Source organism: Pseudomonas sp. FW300-N2F2 (assembly GCF_017351655.1).
Classification (GTDB): domain Bacteria; phylum Pseudomonadota; class Gammaproteobacteria; order Pseudomonadales; family Pseudomonadaceae; genus Aquipseudomonas; species Aquipseudomonas fluorescens_AA.
In genome coordinates this window covers 953,300-975,049 of the sequence record NZ_JACNDQ010000002.1, presented here as the reverse complement: position 1 = coordinate 975,049, position 21,750 = coordinate 953,300, and the positions used below count along the sequence as shown (strand labels likewise).

Annotated in this window: 14 protein-coding genes; 5 read left to right on the top strand and 9 right to left on the bottom strand. The window is 61.4% G+C overall.

Going from position 1 to position 21,750, the window contains the following annotated elements; translation table 11 throughout:
• Window positions 1–9: 9 nt before the first annotated feature.
• Together J4E63_RS19035 and J4E63_RS19030 are read right to left on the bottom strand one after the other, a co-directional pair.
• Window positions 10–765, bottom strand: coding sequence for a helix-turn-helix transcriptional regulator (locus J4E63_RS19035; RefSeq protein ID WP_207282971.1), 756 nt, complete (start codon window positions 763–765; stop codon window positions 10–12).
• Between the two features lie 44 nt (window positions 766–809).
• Window positions 810–1,151 carry an FKBP-type peptidyl-prolyl cis-trans isomerase gene (locus tag J4E63_RS19030; RefSeq protein WP_092254046.1) on the bottom strand — a complete coding sequence of 114 codons (342 nt, stop codon included), beginning with the start codon at window positions 1,149–1,151 and terminating at the stop codon, window positions 810–812.
• Between the two features lie 145 nt (window positions 1,152–1,296).
• Between J4E63_RS19030 and J4E63_RS19025 the strand changes: the two genes are divergently transcribed.
• Entirely contained in the window at window positions 1,297–2,358 is a 1,062-nt protein-coding gene (locus J4E63_RS19025) for a M4 family metallopeptidase (RefSeq protein ID WP_207282970.1), read from the top strand.
• Window positions 2,358–2,681 (top strand): protealysin inhibitor emfourin, encoded by a 324-nt coding sequence (locus J4E63_RS19020; RefSeq protein WP_092171974.1) that lies wholly within the window; start codon window positions 2,358–2,360, stop codon window positions 2,679–2,681. Before J4E63_RS19025 ends, J4E63_RS19020 begins: the two co-directional genes overlap by 1 nt.
• 4 nt (window positions 2,682–2,685) lie before the next feature.
• Here J4E63_RS19020 and J4E63_RS19015 read toward each other — a convergent pair whose 3' ends face one another.
• Window positions 2,686–2,994, bottom strand: a complete 309-nt coding sequence (locus J4E63_RS19015) for an RcnB family protein (RefSeq protein WP_060741694.1) — start codon at window positions 2,992–2,994, stop codon at window positions 2,686–2,688.
• Between the two features lie 149 nt (window positions 2,995–3,143).
• Here J4E63_RS19015 and J4E63_RS19010 point away from each other — a divergent pair, with 149 nt between their 5' ends.
• On the top strand, window positions 3,144–4,247 hold the full coding sequence (locus tag J4E63_RS19010; RefSeq protein ID WP_207282969.1) for a DNA alkylation repair protein: 1,104 nt from the start codon (window positions 3,144–3,146) through the stop codon (window positions 4,245–4,247).
• Window positions 4,248–4,252: 5 nt separating this feature from the next.
• Here J4E63_RS19010 and J4E63_RS19005 read toward each other — a convergent pair whose 3' ends face one another.
• A complete protein-coding gene (locus tag J4E63_RS19005) occupies window positions 4,253–6,331 on the bottom strand; it encodes a bifunctional diguanylate cyclase/phosphodiesterase (RefSeq protein ID WP_207282968.1) in 2,079 nt (692 codons plus the stop codon).
• An 842-nt stretch (window positions 6,332–7,173) separates the two neighbouring features.
• Here J4E63_RS19005 and pncA point away from each other — a divergent pair.
• Window positions 7,174–7,827: a bifunctional nicotinamidase/pyrazinamidase gene (gene pncA, locus J4E63_RS19000; protein WP_207282967.1), complete on the top strand. Its 654-nt coding sequence runs from the start codon at window positions 7,174–7,176 to the stop codon at window positions 7,825–7,827.
• Between the two features lie 41 nt (window positions 7,828–7,868).
• Complete coding sequence (locus tag J4E63_RS18995) at window positions 7,869–8,510, top strand: DUF1345 domain-containing protein (protein ID WP_060741690.1); 642 nt, start codon at window positions 7,869–7,871, stop codon at window positions 8,508–8,510.
• A gap of 56 nt (window positions 8,511–8,566) precedes the next feature.
• Here the strand turns inward: J4E63_RS18995 and J4E63_RS18990 are convergent, their stop codons facing one another.
• The 5 genes from J4E63_RS18990 to J4E63_RS18970 form a co-directional block, all read right to left on the bottom strand.
• Window positions 8,567–9,868, bottom strand: a complete 1,302-nt coding sequence (locus tag J4E63_RS18990) for an ATP-binding protein (RefSeq protein ID WP_207282966.1) — start codon at window positions 9,866–9,868, stop codon at window positions 8,567–8,569.
• A gap of 4 nt (window positions 9,869–9,872) precedes the next feature.
• Window positions 9,873–10,574 carry a response regulator transcription factor gene (locus J4E63_RS18985; protein WP_103310362.1) on the bottom strand — a complete coding sequence of 234 codons (702 nt, stop codon included), beginning with the start codon at window positions 10,572–10,574 and terminating at the stop codon, window positions 9,873–9,875.
• Window positions 10,575–10,902: 328 nt separating this feature from the next.
• Window positions 10,903–14,652: an Ig-like domain-containing protein gene (locus tag J4E63_RS18980; RefSeq protein WP_207282965.1), complete on the bottom strand. Its 3,750-nt coding sequence runs from the start codon at window positions 14,650–14,652 to the stop codon at window positions 10,903–10,905.
• A gap of 116 nt (window positions 14,653–14,768) precedes the next feature.
• Window positions 14,769–17,915 (bottom strand): hypothetical protein, encoded by a 3,147-nt coding sequence (locus tag J4E63_RS18975; protein ID WP_207282964.1) that lies wholly within the window; start codon window positions 17,913–17,915, stop codon window positions 14,769–14,771.
• Between the two features lie 117 nt (window positions 17,916–18,032).
• Window positions 18,033–21,617: a hypothetical protein gene (locus tag J4E63_RS18970; protein ID WP_207282963.1), complete on the bottom strand. Its 3,585-nt coding sequence runs from the start codon at window positions 21,615–21,617 to the stop codon at window positions 18,033–18,035.
• Window positions 21,618–21,750 lie beyond the last annotated feature (133 nt).

The following is a 21,750-nucleotide window of genomic DNA, read 5'->3' as shown; positions in this document are numbered from 1 at the left end:
ACCTTGTGTTCAACGCAGGCCCACTGTGGGAGCGAGCTTGCTCGCCATAGCGCCAGTGGGTCTGCCGTCGATTTCGGCACTGACCCCAAACCGCCGCGCCAGCTCCCGGCGCCCACTGGCCGTCAACCCCAGGGCCCGGCTATCCAGGTCCTGGATCAGCCATTTGCGCTTGATCGCCAACTGCAGCAACGCCGCCCCCAGTGCGCCACCCAGGTGCGGGCGACGCATGCTCCAGTCCAGGCAAGGGCAGGCGAATCGGCGCCGTCGCGTGGCGAGTGATTGGACATCGATGCCAAAGCCCTCGAACAGCGCCTCGCCGGACTCACTCAGGCGATAGTCCTGGCCTTGCACCGCCTCCAACCATCCGGCCTCGATCAGGCGATCATGCAGCCGCACCGCCAGGGTGCCAGCCATGTGGTCGTAGCAGGTGCGAGCGAATTGCAGGCGATCCGGAGTACGCGGCGTGAAGGTCGGCGCGGCGTTCTGGCCGATCACCATCAGCGCTTCGAGGGCCTGGGCGACACGTGGGTCCGCCAGGCTGTAATAGCGATGCCGGCCCTGGACGTGCAGGCGCACCAAGGCCAGGTCCTTGAGTTTCGCCAGGTGGGCGCTGGCGGTCGAGGCGCTGACCTCGGCGATGCTCGCCAATTCGGTGCTGGTGCGGGCATGGCCATCCATCAAGGCGCAGAGCATTCGGGTACGGGCCGGCTCGGCAATCGCGGCGGCCACTTGGGACACGCCTACGTCATGACGTTCTGCGTTCATCTTTCACTCCACAATGGAACAAGCGCACCGAGCGGTTTCGGCCCTCAATCGTCCCGGGTCAGCACTTCCAGCAACTCGATTTCAAAGATCAGGTTGGCGTTGGGCTTGATGTGTGCGCCCATGGACCGTTCACCGTAGGCCAGGTGGGCCGGCACCAGCAACTTGCGCTTGCCACCGACTTGCATGCCCATCAGGCCCAGGTCCCAGCCCTTGATGACACGACCGGTGCCGATCACGCATTGGAAGGGTTTGCCGCGACTGTAGGACGAATCGAATTCGGTGCCGTCTTCGAGGGTGCCGCGGTATTGGGTGGTGATCAGCGCACCTTTGACTACGCTTTTGCCGTCGCCCTGTTGCAGGTCGATGATTTGCAGTTCTTCATTCATGGCGTATCCCTCGTGTGATCCAGGCGCGAGGTTTTCGCAGAAATCAGGACGCATGGCAAACGTTGTCTGCCCTGCATCAGGGAACCGCAACGGCCTATTCGGTTCACATGGGTATCGACCCTGCATTTCAGATAAGGACTTTCTGATGATCGACTCTCGTCCGCACCACGGTTTCATTCCGCCGTACATCCTCAACCGCATCATCGCCCACGGTTCCGAACAGCAACGTTCCAGCGCCCTCGGCACCTTGACCCACGTGCGCAACCTGCGGCACAACCCTGGCCCGCCCAGCACTCCGCCCGTCGCGGCGGCGCTGCCCAAGCCCGGCAAGGCCGGACACCCGCAACGCAGCGTGCATGACGCCCAGAACAGCATGGAACTGCCCGGCCAGCCGGTACGCCTGGAAGGCCAGCGGGCCAGTGGCGATCCGGCCGTGGACGAGGCCTACGATGCCCTGGGCGCCACCTATGATTTTTTCTGGAAGGTCCTGGGGCGCGATTCCATCGACAACAAAGGCTTCGCCCTGGTGGGCAGCGTGCATTACGGCCAGGGCTATGAGAACGCCTTCTGGAACGGCGCACAGATGGTGTTCGGCGACGGCGACGGCGAAATCTTCCAGCGCTTCACCCGTTCCCTGGACGTGGTGGCCCACGAACTGGCCCATGGCGTCACCGAAAGCGAAGCCGGGTTGGTCTACGCCAACCAGTCCGGTGCTCTGAACGAGTCCATCTCCGACGTGTTCGGTGTGCTGGTCAAGCAGTTCGTGCTCGAACAGACCGCCGACCAGGCCGACTGGCTGATCGGCGCCGACCTGCTCACCGACAAGATCAACGGCGACGGCCTGCGCAGCATGTCCAACCCCGGCAGCGCCTACGATGACCCGCTGCTGGGCAAGGACCCGCAACCGGCGCACATGCGCGAATTCGTCATTACCCGTGAAGACAACGGTGGCGTGCACATCAACTCCGGCATTCCCAACCGGGCCTTTTATCTGGTGGCGACCACGCTGGGCGGATTTGCCTGGGAAAAGGCCGGCCGGATCTGGTATGAAACCTTGTGCGACCGAAGACTGGCCAATGACGCGTCCTTCAGCGCCTTCGCCCGCTTGACCGTCGAGCATGCCCGCCAGCGCTTCGGCACGCGGGAAGTGCAAGCGGTACAGAACGGCTGGGCCCAGGTCGGCGTCGACCTGACACAGGAGAGCTGATGAAAACCCTTCCAGACCTCGACGACAAAGCCGTGGTACGGCTGTCGCGCCAGGGCGGCGTGGCCGCCATCCATGCGTTGACCCGACCACGGGAAATCGAGTTCGCCCAGTGCGACCTCGACCAGCGCACTCGCATCTGTTCGGTCCTGGAGGGCTGCCTGCCGCTGACCTCCTCCACGCCCGGGCGCGGCGACCAGCGGTTTTTCCAGATCGAGGTGCGTTATCGCGCCAACGACCAGGACGACGAGATGGTGCTGCAGGTGCCCGAGGACCGGGCACCCGGCGAGCTGGTTCAGCTATGGGACAAAGGCGAAGTGCTCTGAAGATTTAACGTGTGGCCGGCACGATCTTGACGATCGCGCCGGACACGGTTTCGATCAGCAGGTACTTGTCGTCGATCTGCACCCATTGCTGCTCGCTTGTCGGCTGTTCGAGCTTCTTCTGTTTCCAGTCTTTCATGGCCCTGTCCGCGCGCTGGTAGTCCGCCGGTACCCGGTCGTTCTCCACCAGCCTGCGGCCATTGCTCGGCGAATGCTCCAGGGCGTCTCCGGTTTTCTCGACCGCTTGCGCAACAGGCCCAAGGGCTCCAAGGCCGGCAATCAGAACCAGGCTGGCGATCAGGGTGGGTTTGCGCATAGAAAAAACTCCAGTTATTCGAGGGACTGAATCTGGGACTTCGCGGCCGGCAAATCATTCCTTAATTCCTGGAAACTGTACCCCGTGGCGAGGGAGCTTGCTCCATCGCCACGGGATATAGTGACAAGCCCTGCACGACGGACCCTGCCATGACGACCCCGACCACTGCCTCCCCTGCCCTCAAGGAAATCTTCAACAGCGCCCGCCTGGAACACATCGCCAGCAAAATGCGCGCGGTGTATCCGGCTTTCGACGCCAAGGCATTCTTGCGCATGGCCAACGACGGGCTGGCCGAGTTATCGGTGATGCAGCGCATGGCCCGGGTCAGCGAGTGCCTGCACGCGGTGCTGCCTCTCGATTATGAAGCATCGCTGGAGGTGCTGCGCGCCCTGGCCCCGCGCCTGAACAGCATGTTTGTCAGCATGTTCCTGCCGCACTACGTGGCGTCTTACGGCCGCAATCACTTCGACGTGTCGTTGGACGCACTGCAGTATTTCACTCGGTTCGGCTCGTCGGAGTTCGCCGTGCGGCACTTCTTGCGGGACGATCTGGAACGCACCCTCAAGGTCATGCACGGCTGGGCCCTGGACGCCAACGAGCACGTGCGTCGCCTGGCCAGCGAAGGCAGCCGGCCGCGCCTGCCATGGTCGTTTCACCTGGAGCCGATCCAGGCCAACCCCGACCTGGCCGCCGCGATCCTCGACACGCTCAAGGCCGACGACAGCCTTTATGTGCGCAAATCCGTGGCCAACCACCTCAACGACGTCACCAAGCAGCATCCCGAGTGGGTGCTGGACCAGATCGAAGGCTGGCCCTTGCAAGACCGCCACACCGCTTGGATTGCCCGGCATGCGCTGCGTAGCTTGATCAAACAAGGTAATCCCAGGGCGCTGGGGGTCATCGGCGCCGGCGGCAAGGCGCAGGTCCAGGTGCTGGATTTGCAGGTGACGCCGGCGGTGATTCACTTGGGCGAACAGGTCACGCTGTCCTTCACGGTGCAATCAACCCTCGGGCAGAGCCAACGCCTGGTGATCGACTACGCCGTCGACTACGTGAAAGCCTCGGGCGGCACCTCGGCCAAGGTCTTCAAACTCAAGACCTTCGACCTGCCCGCCCAGGGTCGCGTCAACCTCAGCCGTTCGCAACATATTCGCGAACTGACCACCCGCAAACACTACGCGGGCCGGCATGCCGTGCACCTGCTGGTCAACGGCGAGCGCCTGGGCAGCACGGCGTTCGATATCGTCTCCTGAGGGGGTCAGGCTATCGCCACGGCTTTCGCCTGGCGAATTTCCTGCAGGAAACGCTCGGCCGGCAGCGGATGGCCCAACAGATAGCCCTGCAGCGAATCGCAGCCCAACTGGGTCAGGAAGTCTTGTTGCATATCGGTCTCCACGCCTTCGGCGACGATCCGCAGGCCCAGGGCCTGGCCGAGGGCAACGATGGCCGAGACGATGGCCGCGTCATCGCTGTCGTGCTCCAGGTCCCGCACGAAGCCGCGATCGATCTTCAGCTCGTTGGCCGGCAGGCGCTTGAGGTACATCAGGCTCGAATAGCCGGTGCCGAAGTCGTCGATGGACAAATCCACACCCATGTCCGAGAGCAGTTGCAACACCGTCATGCTTGCGTCCGCATCGCTCATGGCGGTGGTTTCGGTGATTTCCAGGGTCAGGCTGTTGGCCGGCAGCTTGTGCGTTTCCAACGCCTTGGCCACGCTCTGCACCAGACCGGTGTGGCAGAACTGCAAGGCCGAGAGGTTCACCGCGATGCGCCAGTCGGTATAACCGAGCACGTACCATTCGCGCATCTGCCGGCAGGCTTCGTTCAACACCCATTCGCCGATGGGAATGATCAACCCGGTCTTTTCCGCCAGGTCGATGAACGTGTCGGGCATCAACAGGCCTTGGGTCGGATGGGTCCAGCGCAACAAGGCTTCGGCCCCGACCGGACGGCCATTGGCCGCGTCGAACTTGGGCTGGTAATGCAGGCTGAACTGCCGCTGTTCGACGGCCATGCGCAAGTCTTGCAGCAACTGCAATTGCTTGCGGGCGTTACTGTTCATCGAGGCGTCGAAAAAACTGTAGCCGTTTTTGCCGGCGCCCTTGGCGTGGTACATCGCCGCGTCGGCATTCATCAGCAGCTCTTCGGCGCTCTGGCCGTTGCCGGGGTAAAGGGCGATGCCGACGCTGGCGGAGATCTGCAAGTCATGTTCAGACACCCGGAACGTGCGCCCGATCAAGCCGACCTGGCGTGCCGCCAGTCGCAGGGCATCGTCGGGTTCGGCCAGTTGCACCAGCAGCACGAACTCATCACCACCGATCCGCGCCAGGGTGTCCTGGCTGCGCAGGTCTTCGCGCAAGCGCAGGGCCACGTCCCGCAGCAACAAATCGCCCATGTGGTGACCAAAGGCATCGTTGACCGGCTTGAAACCATCGAGGTCGATGAACATCAAGGCGAAGCAGCCGCCCTGCTCCTGCACCCGATGCATGGCCTGATCGATCCGGTCGGCCAGCAGCACACGGTTGGGCAGTTCGGTGAGGGGGTCGTGCAGGGCCAACTGCGTCAGTTCCCGGTTGGCCCGGGTCAGGGACTGGGCCAGCTCGGCGGTGCGGGCTTCCAGGCGCGCATCGAGAATCGATGTCAGCAAGGCAATGGCCAGCACCGCCAGGGTGGTGATCAACACCAGATTGTCCAGGCCCTTGCCGCTCAAGCCGTCCAGAGAACCACAGAAACTGCCCTCGCTGAACCGCGCCCCGGCCATGCCGGTGTAGTGCATGCCGACGATGGCGATGCCCATGACCACCGCGGCGCCCGCGCGAGCCAGACGCACGTGGGGGGTGTTCTGGCGCAGGCGGAAGGCAATCCACAGCGCCGCCGCCGACGCGCCGACAGCAATCACCAGCGAAGCCCCGAACAGTGTCGGGTCGTAATCGATGCCCGGCTGCATCCGCAGCGCGGCCATGCCGGTGTAATGCATGGCGCTGATCCCGGCGCCCATGATCAGCGCACCGAAGGCCAACTGCCAAGCCGGCAATCGCGGCTGGCTGACCAGCCACAGGGCAAAACCGCTGGAAAGAATGGCGGTCAGCAGTGACAGCGCGGTGATCGAGACATCGTAGCCAAGCTCAACCGGCAAGGTGAACGCCAGCATGCCGATGAAGTGCATGGACCAGATGCCCACCCCCATCGCCAGCGCGCCCCCAGTCATCCACCAATGCGCGGCGCGCCCCTGGGCGGTCGCGATACGCCCGGCCAGATCCAGCGCGGTGTAGGAAGCCAGCACGGCAACAAACAAGGAGATCGAAACGAGGGCGGGGGAATAACTGCCGATGAGCATGGTTTTTTCTCGTAACTGGAGAACCGGACTGCGTCCATGCCCGGTTGGAGGCCGGCGATTGTACTGAATCGTGACAGGGACGCACGAAGCAAATGTCAAAAAGCCATCAAACCTGAAATATTTTCGACGAAAGACACTTCCCCGAGCAGGGAGATTTTTTCTGCAAGCCATCCATCATGCGTTCACCGCAGTTCCGTTGTGGGAGCGAGCTTGCTCGCGATAGCGGTGGATCAGCTTGCATCAATGTTGAATGGGCCGCCGTCATCGCGAGCAAGCTCGCTCCCACATTGGGATTGGGGTCGGGCACAGGTTTTAGATTCACTGGAGATCCAGTGTGGGAGCGAGCTCGCTCGCGATAGCGGTGGATCAGCTTGCATCAATGTTGAACGGGCCGTCGTCATCGCGAGCAAGCTCGCTCCCACATTGGGATTGGGGTCGGGCACAGGTTTTAGATTCACTGGAGATCCAGTGTGGGAGCGAGCTCGCTCGCGATAGCGGTGGATCAGCTTGCATCAATGTTGAACGGACCGTCGTCATCGCGAGCAAGCTCGCTCCCACACTGGGATTGGGGTCGGGCACAGGTTTTAGATTCACTGGAGATCCAGTGTGGGAGCGAGCTCGCTCGCGATAGCGGTGGATCAGCTTGCATCAATGTTGAACGGACCGTCGTCATCGCGAGCAAGCTCGCTCCCACACTGGGATTGGGGTCGGGCACAGGTTTTAGATTCACTGGAGATCCAGTGTGGGAGCGAGCTCGCTCGCGATAGCGGTGGGTCAGTCTGCACGCGGGCCCCGGGGCGTTCAGCTACTCTCGAAGAACCACTTCAAGGAGGATTCCACTCATGAGCGTTCCAGCCAACCGAGCCTTGACCACCGCACTCGTGGTGATCGATGTACAGAACGACTTCATCCCCGGCGGCCAACTGGCCGTGCCAGGAGGTGATGAGATCGTGCCGTTGATCAACCAGCTCGGCCAATCATTCAGGCACATCGTCCTCGCGCAAGACTGGCATCCGGCCGGGCACGCCTCGTTTGCCTCCAGTCACCCGGGCAAGCAACCTTTCGACATCATCCAATTGCCCTACGGCGAGCAGACACTCTGGCCCGACCACTGCCTACAGGGCAGCCACGGCGCCGCGCTGCACCCGGCACTCGGGCTTGACCATGCCAAGCTGATCATTCGCAAAGGCTGCAACCCGGACATAGACAGTTACTCGGCCTTCATGGAAGCGGACCACCAGACCCCGACCGGTTTGACCGGCTACCTCAAGGAACGCGGCATCGACACCGTCTACCTGGTGGGCCTGGCCCTGGATTTCTGCGTGATGTTTTCGGCACTGGATGCCCGGCTGGCCGGGTTCAACGCGTTTGTGGTGCTGGACGCCTGCCGGGGCATTGACAGGGAGGGCTCGATGGAGGCGGCGATCCGGCGGATGCAGGAAGCGGGCGTGCAATTGATCGAATCCAGCGCGATAGACGGTCGCCCCTTCGCTTGATGGCTCATACTAGGCGCCTCTTTTCCGGACAGTGAGCCTCCATGCCCTTCCTCGCCCGCACTCACCCGCGCCTTTCCAGCGCCACGGTCCTTGGCCTGGCGGTGGGTATCCTGGCTCCCGTGGACTCGATCATCAGCAAGATCCTGATCGGCTGGAATGCCGGGGTCTGGACCTACCTGGTGCTGATGTTCTGGCTGACCGTGCGGGCCAAGGCGCCCGACGTGAAGCGCATCGCCGAAATCGAAGATGAAAATGCCGGGCTGGTGCTGCTGACGGTCTGCGTCGCGGCCTTGGCCAGCCTGGCGACCATCACCTTCGAGCTGGCCGGCAGCCGCGACCTGCAGGCCGCTGGCAAGCTGTTGCATTACGGCTTCACGGCAATGACCGTGATCGGCTCATGGTTGCTGATCGGGGTGATTTTCAGCGTTCACTACGCACGGCTGTATTACACCTGGGAGGGCAAGGAGCCGGCGCTGCGGTTTGCCGAAGGGCTGACCACGCCCAACTATTGGGATTTCCTGTATTTCTCTTTCACCATCGGCGTGGCGGTGCAGACCTCGGATGTGGGAGTCGCCACCCGGCAATTGCGCAAGATCGTATTGGCGCAATCGTTGATCGGGTTTGTGTTCAACACGGCGATCCTGGGGTTTTCGATCAATATTGCGGCGGGGTTGTTTGGGTAAGGGGCCATTGGGACCGCTTCGCGCTCCAGCGGGAGCAAGCTCCCTCGCCACAGGATTCAGGGCGGTGTTGGCAGCCATAGCCTGAAACGTGCCCCGCCTAGCGGCGAGGCTTCCACCGTCAAGGTGCCGCCCTGGGCTTCCAGGGCCCGGCGGCTGATGGCCAGGCCGAGGCCGAAGCCGCCCGTGGCGCGATCGCGGCTGCGGTCCAGGCGGTAGAACGGCTCGAACACCCGCTCGCGTTCGCTGTCGGGAATGCCGATGCCGTCGTCGTCGACCCAGATCTCACAGCCTTGACCACCCACCAGCACGCCGATCTGGATGTGCTTTTCGCAATACCGCATGGCATTGCGCAGCAGGTTCTGCAACGCCCGTGCGGTCAACCGTGGGTCCAGCACAAAACGCTCCAGCGTCCCATGCAACAGCACGTCGATCACCACGTCCGGCGCCGCCAGGTCCTCGTCGACGCTGCCCAGGATGCTGTCGATGAATTCGTCCAGCGCCACTTCGACCCGTTCGGGCAAGTGTTGCGGGTTTTGCAACCGGCTGTAGGACAACAGCTCCAGCACCAACTCATCCAGCTCGCGAATGTGCGCCACCAGCCCTTGCAGACGCTCGCGGCTGGGTGCCGGCAAGTCATCGGACAGCGCCAGGGCCAGGCCGAAATCGAGCCGCGTCAGGGGCGTGCGCAGTTCGTGGGACACAGCGTTGAGCAGATCCCGCTGTTGGTTAAGCAGGTTCTCTATGTCCCCCGCCATCGTGTCGAACACATGGGCCAGGCTGCCGATGTTCGAACTGGAGGCGATGTGCGTACGCTCCCCCAGATGACCTTTGCCGAAACGCTCGGCGGTGCGCCGCAGGCGTTCCAGGTCGCGCCAGTGAGGCCGCAACCAGAGCAACAGGCAAGCCAGCATCGTCGCGCCGATCAACACGTTGATGCTCCAGTACAACCAGCTGACATCGGCCGGGTCTGGCGGCACGACCATCTTCACCGCCATGTGCTCATCCAGCGGCGCCGCCGCCAGGGTTCGCCAGGCCCAGTCGCCGAGGCGCACCACATTCTCGCCACGCTTGAGACGCGCCTGCTCCTCGGCGCTGAAACCGTTGTCATCAATGGCGGCCAGTTCGATGCGCAGCGGGTCGAATTCCTTGTCCATCTGCGCCGCCAGCGTCGGCCACTGTGCGCTGGGCACGGCGCGGAACTGCTTGACCAACAAGGTTTGCAGGCCCCGGGAATAATCGAGGTTGTAGGTCAGGAAACGCTCGTGGAACAGGCGGACCACCAGTTCCGGCATCAGGTAGATCGCCGCGCTGTAGGACACAATGGTGACCAGGTACAGGCGAATCAGCAGCTTCCACATCGGCTCAGCATTCCCACTCGGAACGGCTGAACAGGTAGCCCTTGCCCCACACGGTTTTGATCTTGCGGGCTTCGTCGGCGTTGTCGTCGAACTTGCGCCGCAACTTGGAAATCGCCACGTCCACCGAACGATCGGTGCCGTTGAATTCGATACCCCGCAGGCGTTGCAGGATCTGGTCGCGGCTCAGCACTTCGCCGGAATGCCGGGCCAGCACCACCAGCAGATTGTATTCGCCGCTGGACAATTCCACCGCCTGCCCGCGCCAGGTCACCGTGCGCTCGGACAAGTCGATGCACAGGTTGCCCACCAGGATGCGGTCGTTGGCCGTCTGCGGCTCGATGAGGCTGCTGCGCCGTAACAAGGTGCGCACCCGCGCCAGCAACACCCGAGGCTCGCACGGTTTGGTGACGTAGTCGTCAGCGCCCATCTCCAGGCCCAGGACCTGGTCGTGGCTGTCATCCCGGGCGGTGAGCATCAGGATCGGCAAGGTCGCCGAATCGGCCCGCAGCAAGCGGCAGACCTGCAAGCCGTCCAGCCCCGGCAACATCAGGTCGAGGATCACCAGGTCCGGCGGATCGACCCGCGCCCGTTCACGCACATGATCGCCACGGCTGAGGACGCTGACCTGATAGCCGTTGCGCTCCAGGTAACTGGCGATCAGTTCAGAGAGTGCGGGGTCGTCTTCGACCAGGAGGATGTTGGGCATGGTGTTTCCAGAAAGTGCTGTGGCGCCGGCAATGCCGCAATCGCGAGCAAGCTCGCTCCCACAAGGGTCGAGGGGACGACACAAAACCACTGTGGGAGCGAGCTTGCTCGCGATGAGGGCCTGCCAGACGCAGAGAATCTCAAGCGGCCAAGGATATACGCCCTCACCCACCCAGAGCCAAACCCCTTACACAATTTCACACACTGTCTACAAAGCTTTACCGGATTACCCCCTGAGATACTGAAATCGATAGCCCGCCAGAGAGCACCGCTCGCGCACGGTGTTCTCCAGAGGGGCTATGGTCCATGGGGTGTATCGGCTAGGTGGATCAACGTTGGTCAGTGTCCGGTTGCGAGTCTGGAATACTCGCCAGCACCTGGCCCGCGTTGTAGGGGATCCGACAGTAGGCGCCCAGATAATCCTGAATCGCCTGCGTTCCAATCTCCCCCGTGTAGGGGTTCGCCCAGAGTGGCCACAGGGGATTGCCATTCTCGAACGCGCCGGTCCAGTGCCTGTAGTTGAACCCCGTGGGCACCACGTAATAAGTGCGAATGGCTTCCATGGTGCCGCCGTCCGGACGTGGGGGCTGGGCAAATGAGTTCGCGGCCCCTTGGGAGTTTGCCCAGTTGGCCGCCTCCCCCCCTGTGATGGTACCGATCATTGCCATCTGCCAGGCGTTCGAGCGGATCACCGAATAAGACGCTGTTTGCCCCGAAGCGTCGGCGACTGTGATCGTCGCCTGTCCGTTGGCCCACCCTTCGACCGTACCGTAGCCATCCACACGGGCGACATTACCATTCGACGTGTAGTAAGCGTATCCAGGGTTCCCCGATAGAGGGGTACGATTGAATGTTGTGCCGGCTGGCATGGGGGTGCCGTTTCGCGGCTGTCCGATGTACAGGAAAAACCCGCTGAGGTACACGGGGCCGGTATCGACCACCAACTGCTTGGCTACATTGAATCCCCGATAATCAGACTCTGGTTGATTGCTGTACAGCGCCTTGGCGTTGACGATATGGGGCCCCTCGGCGAGCCCGCTCAGCGGCAGGCTCCAGTCACCATAACCGTCGACATCGGCGATGCCCTTCAGGTCGGCACCCTCAAAGATCTGTACTTGCATACCCAGGGAGGCCCGACCGTGCAAAGTGACGCTGGTGGAGAGGGTATAACCGCCGTTGGGGATGTCGGCATTGTTGGGATCCTTGATCGCTGTAATCGTCGGCTGCACGACGGCAACCACATTAATCCCCCAGGCATCGGATATTGGATTGTTACCGTAGAGCGCCTTCGCGGTGAAGATATGAGGCGCCACGCTGAGCCCGCTGACTGTCAGGCTCCAGACACCATCGCCGTTGACATCGGCGGTGCCCTTCAAGTCGTCGCCTTCGTGAACTTCCACCTTCTGGCCCTTTGTCGCCCTGCCGCCCAGGGTGACGCTGGTTTCGACGGTATACCCACCGTTGGTGATTGGCGCCTGATGCGGGTCCTTGGCGGAGTCGATGGTCGGCCTGATCAGTTCGAGGGTTTTGACCGTATAGGTGCGCAACGGAAAGGTCACCGCCTCACTCTGGTTACTGCTTCGGTTGAAGGTTACCTCCAGCACAACCTTGAGCTCGGAACCATCGCGCAGTTTCTCAAGCTCGACCCGCTGGATCGCCTTCGACAGCCCGGGACCCACTTCGCTCGGGATCACCTCTGAGCCGGTGTAAAGCGTAATCGTGTGGTTCGAGCCATCGCTGGCAGTGCCCTCGCAGCGCAACCAGACCCGCTGGCCGGCGGCGATCAGTGGCCAGGGCGCTGCCGTGACACGGGCATCGCCAGTAAAGCTGCCCAGATTCAGTTCGCTGCCAATGCCGCCCTGTGCCGCCTCGCGAATCAGTGGCATTGCCAGGCTGGACTCGGGCATTGCCTGCACCGCCAGCGTCAGCGGCGCCGACGGCGGCTCTTCGCGGCCGTCACGGGTCACCGTGTAGGTCACCGTCACCGATCGCGCCAGGTTATAGGCGAGCACGCTGACCGGAAGATCGATCTCTCGGCTGGCAGGCAAATCGCCTACCGGCGTGGTGTAAGAACCCGCGCCTGCAGTGCCGGCCCAGGTCACGCTGACCTTATCTCCGGGCTGGGTCCCGTAATCCGGAATCACCACGGTCAGCGCATCCTTGGCCGTAACCGGATTCAGTTGCTGGGTCGGTGAGTTGCCGGTGGCCTGCTTGACGCTGGGCGCAGTCAACTCCATCCCCGCACCAATCCTCATCTGCAAGATTTCTGATGGACTGGTCCTGCCGTCATGACGCCGAACCCAATACATCGCCCGCACCGTGCCATCCCGGTTGCCCTCGATCAACGGAGCGCTGATGGTGAACGGGATGTTTTGAGTCTCGGTGATTTCAGTGACCCGAATCGAGTCCCGATACCGCCCGGTGTTCGACCCCCACCACAGGATATGCACCCGGTCACCAGCCTTTTGCCCGCCGTATTGGCGAACGATCAGGCGCGTGCCATCCGGTTTGTCCGCCGGGTCCAGCACGCCTTCGCTCTCGCCCTCCACCACCGGCACGGGCAATTCGGCCAGGGGGAGGCCGATACTCAGCAGGTCGGCGTGCAGCGACTCATCTTCGATGACTTCCCGGCTTACCGCATCGCGCAGCAGCTTGTAGTACAGATCGAGCGTGCCCCCATTAATGGCAGTGAGGTGCTCGCCGGCCACGACGATTTCAATCGGGACAGTGCCCTCCGCTTCGTTCTGGCTGAGGGGATGCAGGGGCAAGTCCGGTGTATAAGCGCTGCCGGTTTCGGTGGTGCCGTTCCAGATCAAGGCAATGGCGTTGCCCTCTTCCATGGCCGGGTCCAGCGGGATCTCGATGGTGGTGCTGGGCAGTTGGGGATCGAGGGTGCCGGCGATCTCGTCCAGGGGGATCGGCGCTGCCAGGGGATTGGCCCGGCCCACGATCCGCGGGGAGAGTATTTTAGAGGTCAAGTCATCACTGCCATCCGCCTTGATCAGCCGATAGAAAAAAGCCGCATGAGGACCGCCGGCCAGCTGTCGCACGTCGGCGCTGGGGCGCTTGAACTCGAGGATACTCGGGACACTGAGAAGTTTTTCCGACGCGAAGATGACTTCTTCGATCTTTTCCCCCTCTGCCGTGGTGCCCGTCAAATGCATCTCGACCTCATCGCCTACCTTGAAGGCGTTGGTATCCGTCGCGATGATCTGAAAGGTCAGGTCCGCCTCGCCGAGCCGGTCCACGTCCAGCACCAGATTGACGAGTTCCTTGATCAGCGGCGCCTCCAGGCGCGAGTTGCCGGTGTCTACAATCACCCGTACTTCGGCACTCCAGTCTTCGGATTTGTTGTCCACCACGTCGTAGACTTCAAAGACCACCGCCAGTCCATTGGTATCGGTGTCCCCGGCCTTGAGAATGGTCGCTTCATCAACGGTAATGATCAGCGGCGTACGCTGCGGCGGCAGATGCTCGCTCTCTACTGTTTTCCAAATGATTTCACCGCCCCAGGACAGCTTGATCCGATCACCTTCGACCATGATCGGATAAGGCTCGATGGTCACCTCGACACCTTGCTCGGCGGCTTCCTGGTCCACGAAACCGGGTGGCAGGAACTCGGTGGGGATCGTCAGTCGCAGTTCCGAGTGACCGGGCGTGTCACCATCCTGATCCTTGCCACCGGGCGGAGCGTTGGTGATCTTGACGTGGATCTTCGTCACCGCCGAAGGCCTGTAGTCGGGTTCCCCCAGTATCTTCACGTCGTAGTTCAGGTTGAAGTCCCCATCGATCAGCCCGCCGACCGGGATATACCGCTCGACCCACTGACCCACCTCGGTCTCTTCATTGATAGAGCCCGTCAACACGGGGATATTATCCAACTTGATCCGGAAGGCATCTCCCCGTCCCATGTTGTCCCAGGGCGGTATACGCAACTTTAACCCCTTGTGGGGAAAGACCAGCATGGCAGCGGCGATGTTGATCCCTATGCTGCCGGCTGGAGCCGGCGGATGCGCCGGACTGCCGTCGGGAATCTTCAGCTCGTCATATAACAGGGGGGTGTTGTCGGCAGTGTCCATGGCAGGGTCCCAGTCGGATGAGGTCTGGGTTTATTCAATGCCTGAAAGGGGAAAGTGCCTACTGTCAGAGTTGACAGTAGGCGCACCTTTCTACCACTTGTTCATTCGGCGCGGGATCATCTCAACGTAAAATTATCGAAATGGGCTTCACCGCGTCCATGCATTAAATCAATGCGTTTGAAGGGCCTTGGTGCCGTGTATTCAACCCAACGTTTTCCACCCGTTTCAAGTGGATCAGGGACCAAGAAGCTAACGATCTGCACATCCTGCTCATCGTACAACCAGACCACAGACTGAAGCGCATAGTGATAGTGGCCGACACGGAAAAAGCTCGCAGCCCTCTCCAAATCGATTCGGACCTTTCCCCCTTCGCCGCCAATGTGGAGGGCGTGATTTACGATCTCGGGCGCTTGAGTAAAGTTTCTGATTTCCACAGGCCCCGGGTACCCCTCTTTTATAGCAGTGATCGTGGCGCGCCCTGGCAACTCTAGCGATGAACCCACCGGGATGACGCCTAGTGGAACGTCCTCGAAGTCGATAAAGACTTCGCGAATAATCGTAAAGCTGCGTGCCCATGACACCGGCTCAGGTCCATAGATGCCCTTGGCGGTAAAGCTGTGGAAACCCTCTGCCATCCCGTTCTGGTGCTGGCTCCAGTCACCATCGCGGTTGACGTTGGCAAGCCCTTTTGAGGTACCGCTGTCGAAGATTTCAATCTTCTGGTTGACCGAGGCCTTGCCGAACAGCGTGACATTGACCTGGTCAGTTACGCTGCCGTCAGGCACTTCCGTGCCCGTAGCTGTTTTCACATTCGTGATCGTTGGCGTCACGATGGCGGTCACCGTCAGGGTACGTGCGGCCGAGACAGGTTCGGTACCATAGAGACCTTTTGCGGTGAAGCTGTGGCCGCCGATGGCAAGTCCGCTGATCTCCTTGTCCCAATCGCCGCTGGCGTTGGACGACGCGGTGCCCTTCGAGGTGGTGCCGTTGTCGAAAATCTCGACCTCCTGGTTGTTCGACGCCTTGCCACTGAGGATTACGGTCGTCGCGGTGGTCGTGGTGCCGTTGGGAATCTCGTTCTGCGGATCCTTCACCGAGGCGATGGTTGGCGTCATGGCCACTCCCACCGTGAATAACCGTACATTGGAATAGGGTGTACCTCCAGTGTTGTAAAGTGCCTTGGCATAAAAACGATGCCCTCCTTCAGCAACCGCGATGTTCGCGAGCGACCAGATCCCCGTCACGGAGTCGGCTGTTGCGGTGCCTTTCAATACCGCACCTGAGCCGCTGCCATCGTAGATCTCGACATCACGCCCCTTGCTGGCCGTTCCGTTCACAGAAACGGTCGTCGTGACCGTTTCTGTGCCCTCCGGAATTTCGGCGCCGTTGGCGTCCTTGACGTTATCGAGAGTCGGTATTGCCTGCACGCCGATGGTGATGTGCAAGGTCTCTGATGCAGAAGTCCCACCTCCGATCCGCCGAATCCAGTACATCGCCCGCACCGAGCCATCCCGATTGCCCTCGATCAACGGAGCGCCGATGGTGAACGGGATGTTTTGATTCTCGGTAATTTCAGTGACCCGAATCGAGTCCCGATACCGCCCGGTGTTCGTCCCCCACCACAAGATATGCACCCGGTCGCCGGCCTTTTGCCCGCTGTATTGGCGGACGATCAGGCGCGTGCCGTCCGGTTTATCCGCCGGGTCCAGTACGCCATCGCTCTCGCCCTCGACCACCGGCACAGGTAATTCGGCCACGGGAGTGCCGATACTGAGCGGGTCGGCGTGCAGCGATTCCTCCTCAAGCACTTCCCGGCTCACCACATCGCGCAGCAGCTTGTAGTACAGGTCGAGCGTGCCCCCATTAATGGCAGTGAGGTGCTCACCGGCCACGACGATTTCAATCGGGACAGTGCCCTCTGCTTCGTTCTGGCTGAGGGGATGCAGGGGCAAGTCCGGTGTATAAGCGCTGCCGGTCTCGGTGACACCGTTCCAGATCAAGGCAATGGCATTGCCCTCTTCCATGGCCGGGTCCAGCGGGATTTCGATGGTCGTGCTGGGCAGTTGTGGATCGAGGGTGCCGGCGATCTCGTCCAGCGGGATCGGTGCCGCCAGGGGGTTGGCCCGGCCCACGATCCGCGGGGAAAAGATCTTGGAGACCAGGTCATCACTGCCATCGGCCTTGATCAGCCGATAGAAAAAAGCCGCATGGGGACCGCCGGCCAGCTGCCGTACCTCGGCGCTGGGGCGTTTGAATTCGAGGATACTCGGGACGCTGAGAATTTTTTCCGACGCGAAGATGACTTCTTCGATCTTTTCCCCCTCCGCCGTGGTGCCCGTCAAATGCATCTCGACTTCATCGTCCACCTTGAAGGAGTCGCCCACCGCGATGATCTGAAAGGTCAGGTCCGCCTCGCCGAGCTGGTCCACGTCCAGCACCAGATTGATCGTTTCCTTGATCAGCGGCGCCTCCAGGCGCGAGTTACCGGTGTCCACGATCACCCGTACTTCGGCACTCCAGTCTTCGGATTTGTTGTCCACCACGTCGTAGACTTCAAAGACCACCGCCAGCCCATTGGTATCGGTGTCCCCGGCCTTGAGAATGGTGGCTTCATCGACGGTAATGATCAACGGCGTACTCTGCGGCGGCAGATGCTGCGGCTCTACAGTCGCCCAAAGAATTTCACCGCCCCAAGACAGCTTGATCCGATCCCCTTCGACCATGATCGGGTAAGGCTCGATGGTCACTTGGACACCTTGCCGGGCGGCGTCCTGGTCCACGAAGCCGGGTGGCAGGTAGTCGGTGGGGATCGTCAGTCGCAGTTCCGAGTGACCGGGCGTATCACCATCCTGATCCTTGCCACCGGGCGGAGCGTTGGTGATCTTGACGTGGATCTTCGTCACCGCTGAAGGTCTGTAGTCGGGTTCCCCGAGTATTTTCACGTCATAGTTCAGGTTGAAGTCGCCATCGTTCAGCCCGCCTACCGGGATATACCGCTCGACCCACTGACCCACCTCGGTCTCTTCATTGATAGAGCCCGTCAACACGGGGATATTGTTCAAGTTGATCCTGTAGGCATCCCCCCGTCCCATGCTGTCCCCCCAGGGCGGTAGAAGCAGCCGTAACCCCTTGTGGGGAAAGACCAGCATGGCAGCGGCGATGTTGATGCCGACGCTACCGGCGGGAACCGGCGGATGCGCCGGGTTGCCGTCGGGAATCTCCAGCTCGTCATATACCAGGGGGGTGTTGTCGGCAGTGTCCATGGCAAGGTCCCAGTCGGAGGAGGTCTGGGTTTATTCAATGCCTGAAAGGAAAGTGTGCCTACTGTCAGAGTTGACAGTAGGCACACCTTTCTACCGGTCGATCATTTCGGCGCGAGATCATCTCAAGGTAAAATTATCGAAATATGTTTCACCGCGTACATGCTTTAAATCAATGCGTTTGAAGGGCCTTGGGGCCGTGTATTCAACCCAACGTTTTCCACTGATATCAAGTGGATCAGGGGAAAAGAAGCTCACGATCTGCACGTCCAGCTCATCGTATAGCGTGATCAAAGACTCAAGACCAAAACTATAGTGTCCGACACGGAAAAAGCTCGCTGGCCTCACCAAATCGATTCTGACCTGCCCCCCTTCGCCGTCAATGCGCAAGGCTTGGTTTACGATCTCGGGCCCCAGACTAAGGCTTTTAATTTCCACAGGACCCGGGTATCCCGCATTGACAGTAGTGATCGTGGCGCGTCCCGGTAACTCTAGCGATGTACCCACCGGGATGGGTCTTAACGCAACGTCCTCGAAGTCGATAAAGAGTTCTCGAACAATCGTAAAACGCCATGGCAATGACACCGGCCCAGTGCCATAGATGCCCTTGGCGGTGAAGCTGTGAGGGCCCTCGGCGAGTCCGCTCAGCGGCAAGCTCCAATCACCATAGCCATCGACATCGGCGATGCCCTTCGGGTCGGTGCCGTCGTCTAAGATCTGTACTTGCATGCCCAGGGAAGCCCGACCGTGCAAAGTGACGCTGGTGGCGAGGGTATAACCGCCGTTGGCGATGTCGGCATTGTTGGGATCCTTGACCGCCGTGATCGTCGGCTGCGCGACGGCAACCACATTAATCCTCCAGGCATCGGATGTTGGATTATTACCATAGAGCGCCTTCGCGGTGAAAATGTGCGGCGCCACGCTAAGCCCGCTGACTGTCAGGCTCCAGACACCATCGCCGTTGACATCGGCGGTGCCCTTCAAGTCGTCGCCTTCGTGAACTTCCACCTTCTGGCCCTTTGTCGCCCTGCCGCTCAGGGTGACGCTGGTTTCGACGGTATACCCACCGTTGGTGATTGGCGCCTGATGCGGGTCCTTGACGGAGTCGATGGTCGGTCTGATCAGTTCGAAGGTTTTGACCGTATAAGTGCGCAACGGAAAGGCCAGCGCATTGGCCTCGGTGGTGGTCTGACTCAAATCCGCCTTGAACTGCACCGTCAAAGTGCTGCCGTCCTTCAGTTCCTTCAGGTAGCTATACTCGACCGGGACGTCATAAAGCCCTTGGGAGATCCAGACTGGGCTGGTCCTTGGACCACGTGGCGGCGGTGTCCAGATATTCAGGTCATAGGGAACGGTCCCGTCGGCCTTGGTGCCTTTGAGGCGCAGCCACACATCCTGATCCGGGGCAATCAACGGCCAGACAATGATCCGGCAAGTGGCATCGGCACTGATGGAATTCAGATCCAGTTCAGTGCCAATGCCGCCCTGTGCCGCTTCGCGAATCAGCGGCATTGCCAGACTGGACTCGGGCATTGCCTGCACCGCCAGCGTCAGGGGCGCTGACGGCGGCTCTTCGCGGCCGTCACGGGTCACCGTGTAGGTCACCGTCACCGATCGCGCCAGGTTATAGGCGAGCACGCTGACCGGAAGATCGATCTCTCGGCTGGCAGGCAAATCGCCTACCAGCGTGGTGTAAGAACCCGCGCCTGCAGTGCCGGCCCAGGTCACGCTGACCTTATCTCCGGGCTGGATACCGTAATCCGGAATCACCACGGTCAAGGCATCCTTGGCCGTCACCGGGTTCAGTTGCTGGGTCGGTGAGTTGCCGGTGGCCTGCTTGACGCTGGGCGCAGTCAACTCCATCCCCGCACCAATCCTCATCTGCAAGATTTCTGACGGACTGGTCCTGCCCTCATGGCGTCGAACCCAATACATCGCCCGCACCGTGCCATCCCGGTTGCCCTCGATCAACGCGGCACCGATGGTGAACGGGATGTTTTGGGTCTCGGTGATTTCAGTGACCCGAATCGAGTCCCGATACCGCCCGGTGTTCGACCCCCACCACAGGATATGCACCCGGTCACCAGCCTTTTGCCCGCCGTATTGGCGAACGATCAGGCGCGTGCCATCCGGTTTGTCCGCCGGGTCCAGCACACCGTCGCTCTCGCCCTCCACCACCGGCACGGGCAATTCGGCCAGGGGCGTGCCGATCCTCAGCGGGTCGGCGTGCAGGGATTCATCTTCGATGACTTCACGACTCACCGCATCGCGCAGCAGCTTGTAGTACAGATCGAGCGTGCCGCCTTCAATGGCGGTGACATGATCGCCGGCCACGACGATTTCGATCGGGACAGTGCCCTCCGCTTCATTCTGGCTGAGGGGATGCAGGGGCAAGTCCGGCGTATAAGCGCTGCCGGTTTCGGTGGTGCCGTTCCAGACCAAGGCAATGGCGTTGCCCTCTTCCATGGCCGGGTCCAGCGGGATCTCGATGGTGGTGCTGGGCAGTTGTGGATCGAGGGTGCCGGCGATCTCGTCCAGGGGGATCGGTGCCGCCAGGGGGTTGGCCCGGCCCACGATTCGCGGGGAGAGTATTTTGGAGACCCGGTCATCACTGCCATCGGCCTTGATCAGCCGAAAGAAAAACGCCGCATGAGGACCACCCGCCAACGGTCGCACCTCGGCGCTGGGGCGTTTGAACTCGAGGATACTCGGGACGCTGAGGATTCTCTCGGGCACATAGATGACTTCGTCGATCTTTTCACCCTCTGCCGTGGTGCCCGTCAAATGCATCTCGACTTCATCGCCCACCTTGAAGGAGTCGCCTACCGCGATGATCTGAAAGGTCAGGTCCGCCTCGCCGAGCTGGTCCACGTCCAGCACCAGATTGACGAGTTCCTTGATCAGCGGCGCGTCCAGGCGCGAGTTGTCGGTCTTCACGATCACCCGCACTTCGGCACTGAAGTCTTCGGATTTGTTGTCCACCACGTCGTAGACTTCAAAGACCACCGCCAGGCCGTTGTCATCGGTGTCCAAGGCAGCGCGGATGGTGGCTTCATCGACGGTGATGATCAGCGGCGCACTCTGCGGTGGCAGGTGCTGTGGTTCCACAGTGCCCCAAACAGGTTGGCCGCCCCAGAACAGCTTGATCCGATCCCCTTCGGCCATGATCGGATAAGGCTCGATGGTCACCGGGACACCTTGCTCGGCGGCTTCCTGGTCCACGAAGCCGGGTGGCAGGAACTCGGTGGGGATCGTCAGTCTCAGTTCGGAGTGACCGGGCGTTGCACCGTCCAGATCCTGGCCACCGGGCGGGGCAAAATCGATCTTGACGTGGATCTTCGTCACCGCTGAGGACGTGTAGCCGGGCTCCCCGAGTATTCGCACGTCGTAGTTCAGGTTGAAGTCGCCATCGACCAGCCCGCCGACTGGGATATACCGCTCAACCCACTGGCCCACTTCAGTCTCTTCGTCGATAGAGCCCGTCACCACGGGGATATTGTTCAACTTGATCCGGAAGGCATCCCCCCGCCCCATGCGGTCCCCCCAGGGCGGTAGACGCAACCGTAACCCGTCGTGGGGGAAGACAAGCCTGGCAGCGGCGATGTTGATGCCGACGCTGTCGGCTGGAGCCGGCGGATGCGCCGGGCCGCCGTCGGGAATCTCCAGCGCGTCATATTCCAGGGGGGTGTTGTCGGCAGTGTCCATGGCAGGGTCCCGGTCGGATAAGGTCCGGGTTTATTCAATGCCTGGAATCGATGCACGGCTACTGTCAGAGCTGACAGTAGCCGCAGGAGCGTGGCCGCTGAACAAGGTCATAACCGACCAACGGCGACTCAAC